Annotated in this window: 13 protein-coding genes; 4 read left to right on the top strand and 9 right to left on the bottom strand. The window is 60.7% G+C overall.

The window, feature by feature from the left end; all coding sequences use genetic code 11:
* Window positions 1-75 precede the first annotated feature (75 nt).
* The 4 genes from LT42_RS10995 (at window position 76) to LT42_RS10980 (ending at window position 4,353) form a co-directional block, all read left to right on the top strand.
* Entirely contained in the window at window positions 76-789 is a 714-nt protein-coding gene (locus tag LT42_RS10995) for a GntR family transcriptional regulator (protein WP_037012324.1), read from the top strand.
* The gene (locus LT42_RS10990) at window positions 786-1,802 is read left to right on the top strand and encodes an ADP-ribosylglycohydrolase family protein (protein ID WP_037012323.1); all 1,017 of its coding nucleotides are present in this window, start codon (window positions 786-788) and stop codon (window positions 1,800-1,802) included. Before LT42_RS10995 ends, LT42_RS10990 begins: the two co-directional genes overlap by 4 nt.
* A 162-nt stretch (window positions 1,803-1,964) precedes the next feature.
* Complete coding sequence (locus LT42_RS10985; RefSeq protein ID WP_037012321.1) at window positions 1,965-3,434, top strand: purine-cytosine permease family protein; 1,470 nt, start codon at window positions 1,965-1,967, stop codon at window positions 3,432-3,434.
* Window positions 3,424-4,353, top strand: a complete 930-nt coding sequence (locus tag LT42_RS10980) for a PfkB family carbohydrate kinase (protein ID WP_037012319.1) — start codon at window positions 3,424-3,426, stop codon at window positions 4,351-4,353. Before LT42_RS10985 ends, LT42_RS10980 begins: the two co-directional genes overlap by 11 nt.
* A 213-nt stretch (window positions 4,354-4,566) precedes the next feature.
* On the opposite strand, the gene aauR is transcribed toward LT42_RS10980, so the two are convergent.
* The 9 genes from aauR to glpK all read right to left on the bottom strand — a co-directional run bounded on the left by aauR (window position 4,567) and on the right by glpK (window position 15,624).
* On the bottom strand, window positions 4,567-5,892 hold the full coding sequence (gene aauR / locus LT42_RS10975; RefSeq protein WP_037012317.1) for a two-component response regulator AauR: 1,326 nt from the start codon (window positions 5,890-5,892) through the stop codon (window positions 4,567-4,569).
* Window positions 5,893-5,920: 28 nt separating this feature from the next.
* Window positions 5,921-7,819: a two-component sensor histidine kinase AauS gene (aauS, locus tag LT42_RS10970; RefSeq protein ID WP_037012315.1), complete on the bottom strand. Its 1,899-nt coding sequence runs from the start codon at window positions 7,817-7,819 to the stop codon at window positions 5,921-5,923.
* A gap of 89 nt (window positions 7,820-7,908) precedes the next feature.
* On the bottom strand, window positions 7,909-8,643 hold the full coding sequence (locus LT42_RS10965; RefSeq protein WP_037012313.1) for an amino acid ABC transporter ATP-binding protein: 735 nt from the start codon (window positions 8,641-8,643) through the stop codon (window positions 7,909-7,911).
* Window positions 8,640-9,308, bottom strand: a complete 669-nt coding sequence (locus LT42_RS10960; protein WP_037012311.1) for an amino acid ABC transporter permease — start codon at window positions 9,306-9,308, stop codon at window positions 8,640-8,642. The genes LT42_RS10965 and LT42_RS10960 overlap by 4 nt, the downstream gene beginning before the upstream one ends.
* Window positions 9,305-10,051: an amino acid ABC transporter permease gene (locus LT42_RS10955; protein WP_037012309.1), complete on the bottom strand. Its 747-nt coding sequence runs from the start codon at window positions 10,049-10,051 to the stop codon at window positions 9,305-9,307. Before LT42_RS10955 ends, LT42_RS10960 begins: the two co-directional genes overlap by 4 nt.
* Window positions 10,052-10,169: 118 nt before the next feature.
* On the bottom strand, window positions 10,170-11,084 hold the full coding sequence (locus LT42_RS10950) for a glutamate/aspartate ABC transporter substrate-binding protein (protein WP_037012307.1): 915 nt from the start codon (window positions 11,082-11,084) through the stop codon (window positions 10,170-10,172).
* Between the two features lie 396 nt (window positions 11,085-11,480).
* A complete protein-coding gene (gene glpD, locus LT42_RS10945; RefSeq protein WP_052075228.1) occupies window positions 11,481-13,052 on the bottom strand; it encodes a glycerol-3-phosphate dehydrogenase in 1,572 nt (523 codons plus the stop codon).
* A 215-nt stretch (window positions 13,053-13,267) separates the two neighbouring features.
* Window positions 13,268-14,023 carry a DeoR/GlpR family transcriptional regulator gene (locus tag LT42_RS10940; protein WP_037012305.1) on the bottom strand — a complete coding sequence of 252 codons (756 nt, stop codon included), beginning with the start codon at window positions 14,021-14,023 and terminating at the stop codon, window positions 13,268-13,270.
* Window positions 14,024-14,118: 95 nt separating this feature from the next.
* On the bottom strand, window positions 14,119-15,624 hold the full coding sequence (gene glpK, locus LT42_RS10935; RefSeq protein ID WP_037012304.1) for a glycerol kinase GlpK: 1,506 nt from the start codon (window positions 15,622-15,624) through the stop codon (window positions 14,119-14,121).
* Between the last annotated feature and the right edge of the window lie 89 nt (window positions 15,625-15,713).

Genomic DNA, 15,713 nt, shown 5'->3' with positions numbered 1-15,713 from the left:
TAACGTGTAACGTATTCGCGATTGCAATTAAAAATTCCTTGATCCCATCACCCCTTTTCGGATATCAATTTGTACATGATTAGACAGGTTCGGTTCGACAAGAAAAAGCGCGTCGTGGATGAGCTGGCCCGGCGTATCGAGAGCGGCCAGATGGGCTCGGGCGAGTTGTTGCCCGGCGAGAATCTGCTGGCGCAGGAATTCAACGTCAGCCGCGGCACGTTGCGCGAGGCGTTATCGGAGCTCAAAAGACGCAACTACATCGCCACGCAAACCGGCGTCGGCTCAATTGTGACGTATGACGGCATCTCGCTGGATCAACGTGCAGGCTGGGCGCAGGCTTTGGCCGATACAGGTGCGATGGTCACGACCGAGATCCTGCGCCTGGTCGCCGTACAGCGCCCCGATCTGGCAGGTCGCTTCGGCACGGCCGGGTTCATTGCGCTGGATCGCCGACGCACGGCGGCCGATGGCAGCGTGGTGTCACTTGAACGGGTGCTCATTCCGGCCTCCGACGGCCTGGAAAACTTGCCTCGCGACGGGTTGATCGACGACTCGCTGACCGTGACGCTGGCCGCTCACGGTTTCGTCGGTGACCGCGGTGATCAGTGGATCGGTGCCGAGCCTCTGAGCAACGACGACGCGGCGCTGATGCTGCGTCAGCCGGGCTCGGTGTTTCTCAAAGCGACCCGAACCACGTTTGACCGCCGCGAACGTTTTATGGAGCACGTGGAAAGCCTGTTGGACCCCGTGCATTTTCGTCTTCATCTGGCTTTTGGATCGTCCACATGACTGCACTGATCGACACCCGCGACCGGGGGCTGGGCGCTTTTTACGGGCTCGCACTGGGTGATGCTCTCGGCATGCCGACACAGTCGCTGAGCCGCGAGCAAATCAAGCAGCGGTTCGGCCACATCGCCACGCTGCAGGCAGCAGGTGTCGATCAGCCCATTGCCCCGAACATGCCCGCCGGGTCGATCACCGATGACACCGAACAAGCCGTACTGGTCGCTGAATTACTGGTCGCCGGGGCAGGGCGCATCGAGCCTTCGGACCTGGCGCAACACCTGATCGATTGGGAAGCGGTGATGCAGGCCAAGGGTTCTCAAGACTTGCTGGGCCCTTCGACCAAGCGGGCCATCGAAATGATCCTCGCCGGGCACAGTCCGGAAGAGGCCGGGCGGTTCGGCACCACCAACGGCGCCGCCATGCGCATTACGCCGGTCGGCATTGCTTTCGATGTGCAGGATGAGGCGCGCTTCGTCGAGGCGGTCAAACAGGCCTGTCAGGTCACTCACAACACCAATCTTGGCATCTCAAGCGCAGCGGCGGTGGCGGCGGTTGTCTCCTCGGGCATCACGGGGGCCACTCTCGACGAAGCGCTTGACGTTGGCGCGCGCATCGCCCATCAGGCCGAGAGCTACGGTTACTGGATTGCCGGGGGCCGCATTGCCGCCCGAATCGGGTGGGCTAAACAGCTGTGCGCCGGCTGCAGCAATGAACAACTGCCCGAATTGATTTACGACGTGATCGGTACGTCGGTTGCTTCCCAGGAATCGGTCGTTGCCGCGTTCGCCCTGGCGCATCAAGTGGCTGTCGGGGAGTTGTCGGCGTTCGAAGCGCTGTGCATGGCTGCAAGCCTGGGCGGCGATACTGACACCATCGCCGCCATTCTCGGGGCAATGCTCGGTGCGTGCGAAGGCATGGCCGCCTGGCCCGAGGCTCTGATCCAACGGGTCCAGACAGTCAACGGCCTCGACCTGCATCCCGTCGTCGAGCAGTTGCTGGATCTGCGCGCGGTCTGACGCCGACCGACGCCAGCCCGTTTCACTAACAAGACCCACCTCGCAGCGTTTTTAAAAACGGCGAGTCAGGACTTTTGCGACCTGCAAAAGCCCTCCCTGACAGGGATGTCGTTTGCTTTGCGTACTGCCCACAACCAGAACAAATGGCACAGGAGCATTCACATGACGTCATCGAACGCCGTTCAAGGCGCCGGTCAACTTGAAACACGCGGTATCGAACCCGTCCCCGAAAACGAGTGCAACGGCCACCCGCTGCAGCTCTTCTGGGTCTGGTTTGCGGCCAATATCAGCATCCTGGGCCTGCCGCTGGGGGCGACGCTTGTGGCTTTCCGTGGGTTGTCGATCGGGCAGGCCATCATCGTCGCGATTCTGGGCGCGGCGGGTTCGTTCGCTGTGGTCGGGGTCATCTCCATCGCTGGCCGACGGGGGAGAGCGCCGAGTCTTACGCTGTCGCGGGCCATCTTCGGCGTGCGCGGCAACATCGGGCCTACCATCGTTTCACTGATGTCACGCTTGGGTTGGGAAACGGTAAACACCACGACAGCTGCGTTCGTGTTGCTGTCGCTGTGCTCAATCCTTTTCTCCACCCCGGTAGAAGCCAAGAGTGCGCCAGGTCTGACGCTGCTGTTCATCGCCATTTTTGTGCTGATGACGCTGACGGTTTCCGGTCTCGGCCACGCGACCCTGCTGGTCATCCAGAAATGGGCGACGTACATTTTTGGCGCCTTGAACGTCGTGGTCGGCGGGTTTCTCATCGCGCACATCGACTGGGCTGCTGTGTTCAATGCCGCACCTGCACCGATGAGCGCGATGATCATCGGCATCGGCACCATGGCGGCCGGCACCGGCATCGGTTGGGCCAATGCGGGCGCCGACATGTCGCGCTATCAGCACCGCAGTGTCACGGCAGGACGTCTGGTGGCGTCGGCGGCCTTCGGCGCGGGCATTCCGCTGGTACTGCTCATCACCCTGGGCGGGCTGCTGTCCGTGGGCAATGATCACCTGGCCTCGGCCACTGACCCGATCATCGCCATCCGCGAGTTGCTGCCGACCTGGATGGCCGTTCCCTACCTGATCACGGCGTTTGGTGGCCTGCTGCTGTCCAACAATCTATCGGTCTACTCCGCAGGGCTGACCACGTTGACGCTGGGGCTGAAGATCAAGCGCGTGCATGCAGTGATTGTCGACATCGTGGCGATATTCGCCGGCTCGATTTACTTCATGTTGATCGCTGACAGTTTTTACGGCCCATTCATCACCTTCATCTCGATGCTCGCCGTGCCGATCACCGCTTGGGTCGGGATCTTCATCGTTGACTTGCTGCACCGTCATTACTACTCAGCACCCGACCTGATGGACGTCTCGCCGCGCAGCGCCTATTGGTATCGCGGGGGCATAGAGTGGCGTGCGCTGGGTGCGTGGGCGCTGGCCATCGTGCTCGGTTACAGTTTCACGACCGTCGCGACCACGCCGGAGAATGTGCTGTTTAAAGGATTCCTGGCTGACTCATGGTTCGGTCATAACGGTCTGGGCTGGATCGTCACCTTCGTGGTGGCGGGCGGACTGTACGCCGTACTGGGAGGCGCCCGAGATCGTCGTCCCGCTGCCCAAGAGGTCGTTCATGCCCGCTAGATTGCTCTATACCGGCCAGGTCGTGATCGACCTGGTCATGGCCCTTGATGCCTTGCCCCGCTCCGGCGGCGACGTGCTTGCCCACTCGGCTGCGTTCGAGGCCGGGGGCGGATTCAATGTGATGGCCGCTGCCCGGCGCAGCGGCATGCCCACGGTCTACCTCGGCAGGCACGGCAACGGACGTTTTGGCGAGCTGGCGCGTCAGGCCATGGCGGCAGAGGGCGTTGAAATCGCCCACCCGGCTACCGAGGTGGGGGACACCGGGCTTTCAGTCGCCCTGATCGAGCCTTCGGCCGAGCGCTCATTCATCTCGTATGTCGGTGCCGAGGGCGGCTTGTCGGCAGAGGATTTGCACAGCGTAGCGGTGCGGCCAGAGGATTATGTATTCGTCAGCGGCTACAGCCTGCTGCACAAGGGCAAGGTCGCAACGCTGCTGGAGTGGCTTGCGCAGTTACCGGCACAGGCGGGCGTGGTGTTCGACCCGGGGCCGCTGGTTGATTCGCCTGAGGCGTCCGGCATGCAGACGGTTTTGCCGATGATCACGCTGTGGACCAGCAATGCCGAAGAAGCGCTGCGCTTCACGGCTTGCCAGACGATTGATGCGGCGCTCGACAAGCTGGCGCACTGGTTGCGCCCTGAGGCGCTGATTGTGGTGCGTGACGGGCCAGACGGTTGCTGGATTCGTCAGGGTTCGGAGACTGCACACGTGCCCGGCTTCCCGGTCACAGCCATCGACACCAATGGGGCCGGAGACGCCCATGCAGGAGTCTTGCTGGCTGGGTTGGCGTCTGGGCTGTCAGCCGCGCAGGCAGCCTTGCGTGCCAACGCAGCGGCGGCCATCGCCGTGACGCGCCGGGGCCCGGCGACTGCGCCGACTGCTGCGGAGATTGATGCGTTGGTTGCCGGTAGCGAGTTCTAGGATTTGCGATCGTCCAGGCGCTGGAGAATGGGTGAATGTTCGCGGAGTCTGTAGGAGTGAGCTTGCTCGCGAAGGCGTTATTTCGGCCGCTGAAAACTCAGCGGGTGCCCCGGCCTCTTCGCGAGCAAGCTCGCTCCCACAATTCATGTGATGGCAGATAGATTTGCGACGTTCTCATGATTGACGCGGAGCTGTCGGAGTGAGCCCACGCGCTCACCCCAGGCCGTATTTTTTCACCTTGTCGAACAACGTGGTCTTGGCCATGCCCAGTTCCTGACTGGCCTGGCTCAGATTGCCGCCGCTGCGGCGCAAGGCCTCGCCGAGCAGGTTTTTCTCGAACGCTTCCACGGCTTCGGCAAAGTCCAGGCTGGGGGTAGCGGCTTGTGTACCCGCCGTTTTGAACGCGGGCAGGCCCAAGGCGTAGCGCTCGGCGACGTTACGCAGTTCGCGCACATTGCCGGGCCAGTCATGGGCCAGCAAGGCCGAACGAGTCTGCGAATCCAGCGACGGCGGTTCGCGGTCAAATCGAAGCGATGACTGCTGCAGGAAGTGCTCGAACAGCTGCAGAATGTCTTCGCGGCGGTCACGCAGAGGGGGCAATTCCAGCGTCACCACGTTGAGCCGGTAATACAAGTCGCTGCGGAACTGGCCGGTCTTGCTCAGCGCGTTGAGCTCCGATTTGGTCGCGGCGATCACCCGGCAATCCACCGCCACGCTTTGATTGGAGCCCAGCCGCTCAAGCGTGCGTTCCTGCAACACCCGCAGCAGCTTGATCTGCAGATTGATCGGCATGCTTTCGACTTCATCGAGAAACAGCGTGCCGTTGTGGGCATGCTCAATCTTGCCGATACGGCGTTTGCCCGCGCCCGTAAACGCATTGGCCTCGTGGCCGAAGATTTCGCTCTCAAACAGGCTCTCAGGCAATCCACCGCAGTTCAGCGCGACGAATTGATGATCATGGCGACGGCTGAAGTCGTGCAGGCAGCGTGCGATGAGCTCTTTGCCCGTGCCGGTTTCGCCTTCGATCAGCACATTCGCGGAGGTATCGGCGACATTGGCGATCAACGCGCGCAGGGCCTGCATCGCTTGAGACCGACCGATGATCTTGCCTTCCAGCGAATCGCGCTCGGCCAGTTGCCGGCGCAGCGACCAGACCTCTCGCGCCAGCCCGCGTTGCTCAAGCGCCCGGCGGGCGACATCGACGAGGCGTTCCGGGGAAAAGGGTTTCTCCATGAAATCGTAGGCACCGTCACGCATCGCGCCGACGGCCATCGAGACATCGCCGTGGCCGGTAATCAGCACAACGGGCAAGGTTCGATCGCGCTCCTTCAGGCGCTTGAGCAGTTCCAGCCCGTCGATCCCTGGCAGACGAATGTCGCTGATGACGATGCCAGCGAAATGTTCGCCGACCAGTGCCAGGGCTTCTTCCGCGCTGGCCACCCCCTGGCTGTGAATGTCTTCCAGCGCCAGCGCCTGCTGGCAGCCGAGCAGGACGTGCGGGTCGTCTTCTACGATGAGGACCGTCAGGTCAGTGTTCATTGTCTATTCCAATACGACAGCGATGCGTTCATGGCGAGGGTGCCCTGCGATCAACCATTGGCAACACCAGCACGAACATTGTGCCGCCCTCGGCCGGGTCTTCGGCATTGAGCGTACCGCCGGCCGCAGCCGCGAGGCTGGCCGACAAGGTCAATCCCAATCCGAGTCCCTGTTCGCCAGGCTTGGTGGTAAAAAACGGCTCGAACAGGTGCTTGCGTGCCTCGGCGTCGATGCCATGTCCGTTGTCCCGAACGCGCAACCGATAGCGGCCGTCGAGCATGTCCCCCTCCAGCCACAGGATTGGCATCGGCTGGGCGCTCATGGCATCCAGCGCGTTGCCGATCAGGTTGACCAGGATCTGCTCCAGACGGGTCTGATCAATCGCCAGCTCCACGTCGTCAATCTGTTGATGCAGTGCCAGTGAAGCGTTGTCCAGCCGGGCACCGAGCAGTTGCAGCGCGGCCTCAACCGCCTTGCCCAACGAGGCCTGGCCTTTGTCTTCTCCACGGCGGGCGAAGGCGCGCAGGCTGGCGGTGATGCGGCCCATGCGGTCGACCAGATCATTGATGGTGCGCAGGTTGGCACTGGCCGTGTCCAGCGCGCCCCGTTCAAGGAAACGCACCGTGTTGCCCGACAACGTGCGCAGCGCGGCCAGCGGCTGGTTGAGTTCGTGGGCGATGCTGGTGGACATCTGGCCGATCGCCGCCAGCTTGCCGGCCTGGATCAATTCATCCTGCGCCTGGCGCAAGGTTTCCTCGGCCTGCCGGCGTTCACGAATCTGCCCTTTGAGGCGCTCGTTGCTGGCCCGCAGGTCAGCGGTGCGGTCGGTGATGCGCCGTTCCAGTTCGTTATTGGCCTGCTCCAGCGCTTCACGCGCGGCCAGCCGGGTGGAGATCACCTTGCGGCGCTCGTTCCAGGCGATCAGCAAAAACGCCACCAGCGCGCAGGCGACGGCAACGAGCATGCCCTGATTGGCGGCTTCCCTGCGCAGGTCTTCCAACGGGGTGAGCAGTGTCAGGTGCCACGGCGTGTCAGCCAGTTCGCGCGTCTGCGCCAGATAACTCACCACCGTGTGTTCGTGATCAACGCTGGTATTGGCGGGAAAGGTCAGCTTTTCCACGCCGTCGGCAATCGACTCGCGCTCCAGCGGGACCAGCTCATTGAGCGGCCACCAGTAATACTGAAGGCTGCGGGCCAGTCGCTCCTTGATCTCGGCGGTCAGCGGCCGTACTGATTTGAGGCGTCGAGCAGGATCGCTGGACAGAATGATGATGCCGTTTTCATCGCTGACAAATGCTTCCAGACGTGCCCGCTGCCAGCGTTCTTCCAGCGCTTCCAGCCTGACCTTGATGACCGCGACGCCGATGATTTTGCCTTTTTCTTCCAGCCCGTGGGCCAGGTAGTAACCCGGTTCCCCGGTGGTACTGCCGATGCCGTAAAAACGCCCCGGCAGACCGCGGATCGCATCCTGATAATAAGCGCGGAAGGACAAGTCCTCGCCCAGGTAGCTGTCAGTGTCGCGCCAGTTGCTGGTCGCCAGCACCCGCCCGGTGGTGTCCAGCACATAAATGGCCCGGCTGCGGCTGCGCCGGTTCAGGCCTTCGAGGTAGTCGTTGACACTGGAGCGCAACTCCACCGTGGGGTTGTTCAGCAGGTCGGACACATTGGATTCGAGCTCCAGCACGCTGGGCAGATAGTTGTACTTGTTGATCTCGCTCTCGACCGTGCGCGCGTGCAGCTCCAATTGACGCTGACCGTTTTCACCCAGCGCCTTGATGGCGTTTTTTTCGCTGTACAGGTACGTGACGTAGCCCAGCGCAATCATCAGCAGGATGATCAGCGGCGGCACAAAAAGATGGCGAATCAGTCGGGGTTTCACGGCGAGTGATGGCGGCGCGGCGCGATAGAGAGGGGGGTCGCATTTCATCACAGTCATCCTGGGCCGACCAGCCGCGCGTCCCATCGAACGATGGACGTGCGGCCGGCGGTTTTTGCGCCCTTGCGGGCTAATGCTTTTTAGTGCTGCAGGATTTTGTTGAGGAACTGCTGCGCCCGCTCGGAGCGCGCGTTGACGTCGCCGAAGAACTCTTCCTTCTCGCAGTCTTCAACGATCTGGCCTTTGTCCATGAAGATCACCCGATCCGCCACTTTGCGGGCGAAGCCCATTTCATGGGTCACGCACATCATGGTCATGCCTTCGTGGGCCAGTTGCACCATCACGTCCAGCACTTCGTTAACCATCTCAGGGTCGAGCGCGGAGGTCGGTTCGTCGAACAGCATGACCACCGGGTCCATCGCCAGTGCGCGAGCAATCGCCACGCGCTGCTGCTGACCGCCTGAAAGCTGCCCCGGGTGCTTGTGGGCGTGCGCCGACAGACCGACGCGCTCCAGCAGCTGCAGGCCTTTTTTAGTGGCCTCTTCCTTGCTGCGGCCCAGCACTTTGATCTGCGCGATGGTCAGGTTTTCAGTGATGGTCAGGTGCGGGAACAGCTCGAAGTGCTGAAACACCATGCCGACCCGCGAACGCAGTTTCGGCAGGTTGGTCTTCGGGTCGGCAATCGATGTGCCGTCTACCACGATGTCGCCTTTCTGAAACGGCTCCAGCGCGTTGACGCACTTGATCAGCGTCGACTTGCCCGAACCCGACGGGCCGCAGACTACAATCACTTCGCCTTTTTTGACCTCGGTGCTGCAATCGGTCAGTACCTGGAAGTCCCCATACCACTTGTTGATATTTTTGATGGAAATCATACGGCTAACCTTTTTTGCATGAACTTGACCAGGCGCGACGCGGCGAAGCTGATCGTGAAGTACACCAGACCGGCGACAATCAGGAACTCGTTGGAGCGACCGATGATGTCGCCGCTGGAGCGTGCCGAGTTGAGGAAGTCGACCAGACCGACCGTGTAAACCAGGGAGGTGTCCTGAAACAGGATGATGCTCTGCTGTAACAGCAACGGCGTCATCTTGCGGAACGCCTGCGGCAGAATGATCAGTCGCATCATCTGGCCGTAGGTCATGCCCAGCGCTTGAGCTGCGCCCATCTGGCCGCGGGAAATCGACTGCACGCCGGCACGCACGATTTCGCAGAAGTAGGCGGCCTCGAACATCATGAACGCCACGACGCAGGAGGTGAACGCGCCAATCGGCGTGTCTTCACCAGTGATCCAGCGCAGCACGAACGGCACCGCCAGGTAGAACCAGGTAATCACCAGCAGCAGCGGGATCGAGCGGAAATAGTTGACGTAGGCGCCCGCCACCCGCGACGCCAGCTTGTTTGAGGACAATCGCATCAGCGCCAGCAGCGTGCCGATGATGATGCCTCCCACAACGCCCATGGCCATCAATTTCAGCGTCATGACCATGCCGTTCCACATGCCCGGGATGGCGGGAATCACTCCAGAGAAGTCCATCATTTACCTCCCACGGAGATCAGGCCCGGCACCGCGACTTTCTTCTCGACCACACGCATGAGCAGCATCAGGCTCATGTTCAGGGTGAAGTAGATCAGCGTGGCCAGGGTGAAGGCTTCAAACAGGTTTGCAGAAAACTCGGCGGTCTGTTTGGTCTGCGCGAGCAATTCCATCAGGCCGATCAGCGACGCCACGGACGAGTTCTTGAACACGTTGAGAAATTCGGAGGTGAGCGGCGGAATGATGATGCGGTAAGCCTGCGGCAGCAGCACGTTCCAGTAAATCTGTGGCAGTTTGAAGCCCATGGCGCGCGCGGCGGACTCCTGGCCCACGGGCAGCGCCTGAATACCGGTGCGCACTTGCTCACACACACGTGCGGCGGTGAACAGGCCCAGGCACACGACGACGCTCAGGAATGCCGAGGTGGTCGGGTTAAGGTCTTGCTTGTACCACTCCTGCAGGTTCTCGGGCAGCAGGTCCGGTACCAGGAAGTACCAGATGAACAACTGCACCAGCAGTGGCACATTACGGAAAATTTCCACGTAAATCGCGGCAATCGAAGAAACGATGCGGTTGGGCACCGTACGCATCACCCCGAGCACCGAGCCCAGGAATAACGCAATGATCCAGGCGGCGACGGCAATCGCGATGGTCCAGCCCAGCCCGGTAATGTACCAGTCCAGATAGGTCTCGCTGCCAACGCCCGTGGACTTGAAGAATACGCTCCAGTCCCAGTTGTAATTCATCAGGGTCTCCCCGCTGATCGATCGTTATGCACGCATGCGCTTTGCAGCGGCTCCCGGGAAACCACGCGGCTTTCCCGGGAATCAGGCTTGTTTCTTTTTAGAGTGTGGTGCGAAGGGCTCAGGCCTTCTTGTCCGGCGCTGGCTTGTCGTTCGGGTTGGCAATCAGCGCTTTGAGCTGTTCGCTCATCGGGAACATCAGGTTCAGGCCTTTAGGCGGGATTGGCTGGGTGAACCACTTGTCGTAGATCTTGTTGATCTCGCCTGATTTGTAGGTTGCAACGATGGCGTCATCGACGGCTTTCTTGAACGCAGGGTCTTCCTTGCGGACCATGCAGCCGTAGATTTCGTAGGACTGAGGAGTGCCGGTAACGGCCCAGTCGGTCGGCTTCTTGGCCTTAGCCATTTCGCCAGCGAGCAGGGCGTCGTCCATCATGAAGGCCACGGCGCGGCCCGATTCCAGCATCTGGAACGACTCGCCGTGGTCCTTGGCGGAAATGACGTTCATGCCCATCTGCTTGTCGGCGTTCATCGCCTTGAGGATGCGCTCAGACGTGGTGCCCGCCGTGGTTACGACGTTCTTGCCTTTGAGGTCATCGAAGTCTTTGTAGGAAGAGTCAGCCTTGCTCAGCAGACGGGTACCGATTTCAAAGATGCCGACAGAGAAGTCGACTTGTTGCGCGCGCTCGGCGTTGTTGGTGGTCGAGCCACATTCAACGTCGACGGTGCCGTTCTGGACCAACGGGATTCGGGTTTGCGAGGTGACCAGGTTGTACTTGACCTTGAGATCAGGCATGTCCAGGTCTTTCTTGATCGCTTCGACGATTTTCAGCTGGATGTCAGCCGAGTAGCCAACTGGCACGCCGGAAGCGTCAGCGATGTAGGAAAACGGAATGGAAGAGTCGCGGTGACCCAGGGTGATCGTGCCGGACTCTTTGATTTTCTTCAGAGTACCGGTCAGTTCGGCGGCAAAAACGGGTGTGGTGATCAAAGCGGCAGCAATGGCTGCGCCCAGGAGTTGGGGAACGATGCGCATCTGTTTTTCCTCGACATTGTTTTTTTTATTGGACCGGTGTTGGACGGCCCTATCGTTTCAGAGCGCTTCAACGGCGGCCCAGTCAGGCGACACGCTACATCGAAGCAATCGTGCAAGAGTGTAGAGCATGAGTCATGCCAGAGCCGTGACAGAGGCTAATCTGCTGAAACTGAAAGAGATTAACGGCGGGGGTGAGCGGAGAGATGGATGCGTGTGTCCGGGATTCCGAATTGGCGATCGTGCCGCGTTCGGAAATCCGAATGGTATTGGTTGGATAGGGAGACAGGAACTGTAGTTTTTCGGTGCGCTGTATGCCGCTTTCCCGGCTGAAGCCGGTCCCACGGGGTCGCGGTCATTCCGTGGGACCGGCTTCAGCCGGGAAGGGTATCTGTCAGATTACGCGTGAATCTTTGGCGCGGGCATGGGCCAGTCAAGACGCTCAACAGCCCCGTTGCTGTATGCCACCTTGTTCAGATAGGCCTGAACCTTCTGGTGCTCTTCATCGGTGGTGAACAGCCCCAGTTTGGTCCGGCGCCACAGAATGTCTTCGGCCTGGGTGGCCCATTCTTCGCTGCACAGGTAATCAACCTCTCGGCTGTACAGCCCGCCGCCCAGGTCTTCGCCCATTTCGCCAATGTTCTGCACGCCTTCCACAATGCGCCAGCTGCGCGAACCGTAGGTGATTGCCCATCGCTTGGCGATCTCCGCTGGCAGCCAGCTGCAACGCTGTTGCAGTTGTGCTGCGAGCAGTTGCGGAGTGGTCATTTCCTCGCCACCCGGCAGGCTCGCCTTGGCGGTCCAGCTCGGCTTCATCTGCGGAAAGAACGGCGCCAGCTGCTGCATGGCCGACTCGGCCAGCTTGCGGTATGTGGTCAGCTTGCCGCCGAACACTGAAAGAATGGGTGCTTCGTCAGCGCTGCCGGACAGCGACAACGTGTAGTCACGTGTGATCGCCGACGGGTTATCCGACTCGTCGTTGCACAGCGGACGCACACCCGACCAGGTGCGCAGAATATCCGCGCGGCTGAGTTGCTTCTTGAAATGGTCGTTGACGATCTTCAGCAGGTAATCGGTCTCGCCTTCGGTGATCGCTACTTTGCCCGGATCCCCGCTGTACTCGCGGTCAGTCGTACCGATGATGGTGAAGCGCTCCAGATACGGAATGGCGAAGACGATGCGTTTGTCCTCATTCTGCAGAATGAATGCGTTTTCACCTTCATACAGCTTCGGCACGATCAGGTGGCTGCCCTGAATCAGACGAATGCCGTACTGCGACTCCAGCTTGAGGTCTTCACGAATGAACTTGGCGACCCATGGGCCTGCAGCATTGACCAGTGCTTTTGCGCGAATCGAGAACACGCTGCCATCGGTGCGCTGCATGTCCATGTGCCAGACACCGCCCTCACGACGGGCGCTGAGGCAGCGGGTCTGGGTGTGGATGTGCGCACCCTTTTCACGAGCGGCCATCGCGTTGATGACCACCAGGCGTGCATCGTCGACCCAGCAGTCGGAGTATTCGAAACCCTTGGTGATCGTGCTGTTGAGCGGGCTGTTGGCACCAAAGCGCAGCGTTCTGGACGCCGGCAGCTTTTCACGCTTGCCCAGGTGGTCGTACAGGAACAAGCCGGCGCGGATCATCCAGCCCGGGCGCAGATGCGGCCGGTGAGGCAGCACAAAGCGCATGGGTTTAACGATATGGGGAGCTTTATCCAGCAGCACTTCACGTTCAGCCAGCGCTTCACGCACCAGTCGGAACTCGTAGTGTTCGAGGTAGCGCAGGCCGCCGTGAATCAACTTGCTGCTGGCAGAGGATGTATGACTGGCCAGGTCATCCTTTTCGCAGAGGAAAACCGAAAGGCCGCGGCCGGCTGCGTCCGCTGCGATGCCGACGCCGTTGATGCCGCCACCGATCACGGCGACGTCGTAGACCTCGGAAAGGGGTGGGGTCGGCAAGCTGGACTGGGCCATCGGGGCCTCCTGGGGCGTTCGATCAGGTCGATATTCCGCCCTTCTGACAAGGCGAATTCGAACATTAATGTTCATTTCCGAAAATAGTAACGCAATAAGACGAACGCAGCCACTCGGTATTGATTGAAAATACTGATGGAAGAGGCGGGAAAGGAACAAAAGTGAACATCGGGGGGGCAGCGAGCGTAACGGACGCCCGCTTGTGGACTGGCTGCTTAAACGACTTCCAGGCGAATCTTGTTCTGCGTCAGCAATTGCGCCAACGCCGGGACAGGCGCCTGATCGGTCACCAGGCAATCGATCAGCGTGATCGGGCCCAGACGAACCATGGCGTTGCGCCCGAACTTGCTGGAGTCTGCCGCAAGAATGACTTGCCGCGCGTTGGCGATGATCGCTTGGGAAACTCGCACTTCCTGATAGTCAAAATCCAGCAGACTGCCGTCTTCGTCTATCCCGCTGATACCGACCAGCGCGAAATCAACCTTGAACTGCGTGATGAAATCCACGCTCGCCTGACCCACTACGCCACCATCTCGCCGCACATTTCCGCCAGCCAGCAGGACCTCAAAATCATCCTTGCCGCTCAGGATCGACGCGACATGAAGGTTGTTGGTGATGATTTTCAGGTGGTTGTGATTGAGCAGCGCGCGAGCGATGGATTCGGTCGTCGTGCCGATGTTGATGAACAGTGATGCGTGATCGGGGATCTGCGCAGCGATCGCTTCAGCGATACGCTGCTTCTCGTCGCGCATCTGATCGGCACGCATGGCGTAGGCGGTGTTTTCAATGCTTGAGTCGTAGGCCGCGCCGCCGTGGTAGCGACGCAGGAGATTCATTTCCGCCAGTTGGTTGATATCACGGCGGATGGTCTGAGGGGTCACGACGAACAGCTGCGCCATTTCCTCGATGCTGACGTAGCCGCGCTCACGGACCAGCTCGAGGATCTGCTGTTGACGGGGTGGCAGATTCATTTTTTATCCTTCGGGCACGGGCGCCCATGATGCCGCAGGCAGCCATTACCTGTCAGCCGGAAAAAATGCCTCTACCGTGATGCCGATGCCCGACCTTATTCGGCGTTCTCGTGCGGTTCCCAGTCGCGCGTGCGGTCCACGGCCTTGCGCCAGCCGGCGTAAAGTTTTTCCTTCTCGGCGTCATCGCATTGCGGCTCGAACTTGCGCTCGATGACCGCCTTGCCCTTCAGCTCGTCAAGCCCGCTCCAGAAACCGATCGCCAGACCGGCAAGGTACGCAGCGCCCAGCGCAGTGGTTTCGCGCATTTTAGGGCGCTCCACCGGCGTGCCGAGGATGTCGGCCTGGAATTGCATGAGGAAGTTGTTGGCCACCGCGCCGCCGTCAACCCGCAGCGCCTTGAGCGGCTCGCCGGCGTCCTGTTGCATGGCGTCGAGCACGTCGCGGGTCTGATAGGCAATGGATTCCAGCGCCGCGCGAATGATGTGGTCGACCTTCACGCCTCGGGTCAGCCCGAACAGGGCTCCGCGTGCATACGGGTCCCAATAGGGCGCGCCCAGGCCAGTGAACGCAGGAACCAGATACACGCCGTTGCTGTTTTTGACTTTGGTCGCGAAGTACTCGGTGTCCATCGAGTCGTTGACGATTTTCAGCTCGTCCCGCAGCCACTGCACGGTCGAGCCACCGTTGAAGACGGCACCCTCCAGCGCGTACGCCACTTCACCGCGCGGCCCGCAGCCGATGGTCGTGAGCATGCCGTGGCTGGATTTCACCGCTTTCTTGCCCGTATTCATCAGCAGGAAGCAACCGGTGCCGTAGGTATTCTTGGCCTGCCCCGGTTCAACGCACATCTGACCGAACAGCGCCGATTGCTGGTCGCCCGCAATCCCGGCGATGGGGATGCCGCTTTTGCTGTGGCCATAAACTTCGGAGGACGACTTGACCTCGGGAAGCATCTCGCGAGGTACGCCGAGAACGTCGAGCATGCGCTGATCCCATTCCAGCGTATGGATGTTGAACAACATCGTTCGCGACGCATTGGTGTAATCGGTGACGTGAACCTTGCCGCCGGTAAACTTCCAGATCAGCCAGCTATCGACCGTGCCGAACAGCAACTCGCCGCGGCGGGCGCGTTCGCGGCTGCCTTCGACGTGATCCAGAATCCACTTGAGTTTGCTGCCGGAAAAGTACGGGTCGATGACCAGGCCGGTGGTGTCGCGAATGTAATCTTCCAGACCGTCGCGCTTGAGCTGCTCGCAGATCTCGGTGCTGCGTCGGCACTGCCAGACCACTGCGTTGTAGATCGGCCGGCCGGTTTCCTTCTCCCATACCACCGTGGTTTCACGCTGGTTGGTGATGCCGATGGCGGCGATCTGGTTGTGGTGCAGGTTGGCCTGCGCCAGCACTTTGGTCATGCACGCGGTCTGGGTCGCGAAGATCTCCATGGGGTCGTGCTCGACCCAACCCGGCTGGGGGTAATGCTGAACGAACTCGCTCTGAGCGCTGCTCACCACATTGGCGTCGCGGTCAAAAATGATGGCGCGCGAACTGGTGGTGCCTTGGTCCAGCGCGATGATGTAATTCTTATTTTCGGTGTCAGTCATGTCGATGGCCTGGTGATGGAGCGAGTGTCCGGGAAACTGCCGTCCGTAGTGCCCGTGCGCACTGAATACCGGGATGACATCCAGGAAGC

Source organism: Pseudomonas lutea (assembly GCF_000759445.1).
Taxonomy (GTDB): Bacteria; Pseudomonadota; Gammaproteobacteria; order Pseudomonadales; family Pseudomonadaceae; genus Aquipseudomonas; species Aquipseudomonas lutea.
Note: the sequence above shows the minus strand (reverse complement) of the source record. Positions and strands in the feature narration are given on the sequence as shown.

What these genes read in the sequence shown, in the direction of transcription:
- LT42_RS10995 (WP_037012324.1), top strand. Translation starts at nt 76, where the DNA reads ATGATTAGACAGGTTCGGTTCGACAAGAAAAAGCGCGTCGTGGATGAG.
- LT42_RS10990 (WP_037012323.1), top strand. Translation starts at nt 786, where the DNA reads ATGACTGCACTGATCGACACCCGCGACCGGGGGCTGGGCGCTTTTTAC.
- LT42_RS10985 (WP_037012321.1), top strand. Translation starts at nt 1,965, where the DNA reads ATGACGTCATCGAACGCCGTTCAAGGCGCCGGTCAACTTGAAACACGC.
- LT42_RS10980 (WP_037012319.1), top strand. Translation starts at nt 3,424, where the DNA reads ATGCCCGCTAGATTGCTCTATACCGGCCAGGTCGTGATCGACCTGGTC.
- aauR (WP_037012317.1), bottom strand. Translation starts at nt 5,892, where the DNA reads ATGAACACTGACCTGACGGTCCTCATCGTAGAAGACGACCCGCACGTC.
- aauS (WP_037012315.1), bottom strand. Translation starts at nt 7,819, where the DNA reads ATGAAATGCGACCCCCCTCTCTATCGCGCCGCGCCGCCATCACTCGCC.
- LT42_RS10965 (WP_037012313.1), bottom strand. Translation starts at nt 8,643, where the DNA reads ATGATTTCCATCAAAAATATCAACAAGTGGTATGGGGACTTCCAGGTA.
- LT42_RS10960 (WP_037012311.1), bottom strand. Translation starts at nt 9,308, where the DNA reads ATGATGGACTTCTCTGGAGTGATTCCCGCCATCCCGGGCATGTGGAAC.
- LT42_RS10955 (WP_037012309.1), bottom strand. Translation starts at nt 10,051, where the DNA reads ATGAATTACAACTGGGACTGGAGCGTATTCTTCAAGTCCACGGGCGTT.
- LT42_RS10950 (WP_037012307.1), bottom strand. Translation starts at nt 11,084, where the DNA reads ATGCGCATCGTTCCCCAACTCCTGGGCGCAGCCATTGCTGCCGCTTTG.
- glpD (WP_052075228.1), bottom strand. Translation starts at nt 13,052, where the DNA reads ATGGCCCAGTCCAGCTTGCCGACCCCACCCCTTTCCGAGGTCTACGAC.
- LT42_RS10940 (WP_037012305.1), bottom strand. Translation starts at nt 14,023, where the DNA reads ATGAATCTGCCACCCCGTCAACAGCAGATCCTCGAGCTGGTCCGTGAG.
- glpK (WP_037012304.1), bottom strand. Translation starts at nt 15,624, where the DNA reads ATGACTGACACCGAAAATAAGAATTACATCATCGCGCTGGACCAAGGC.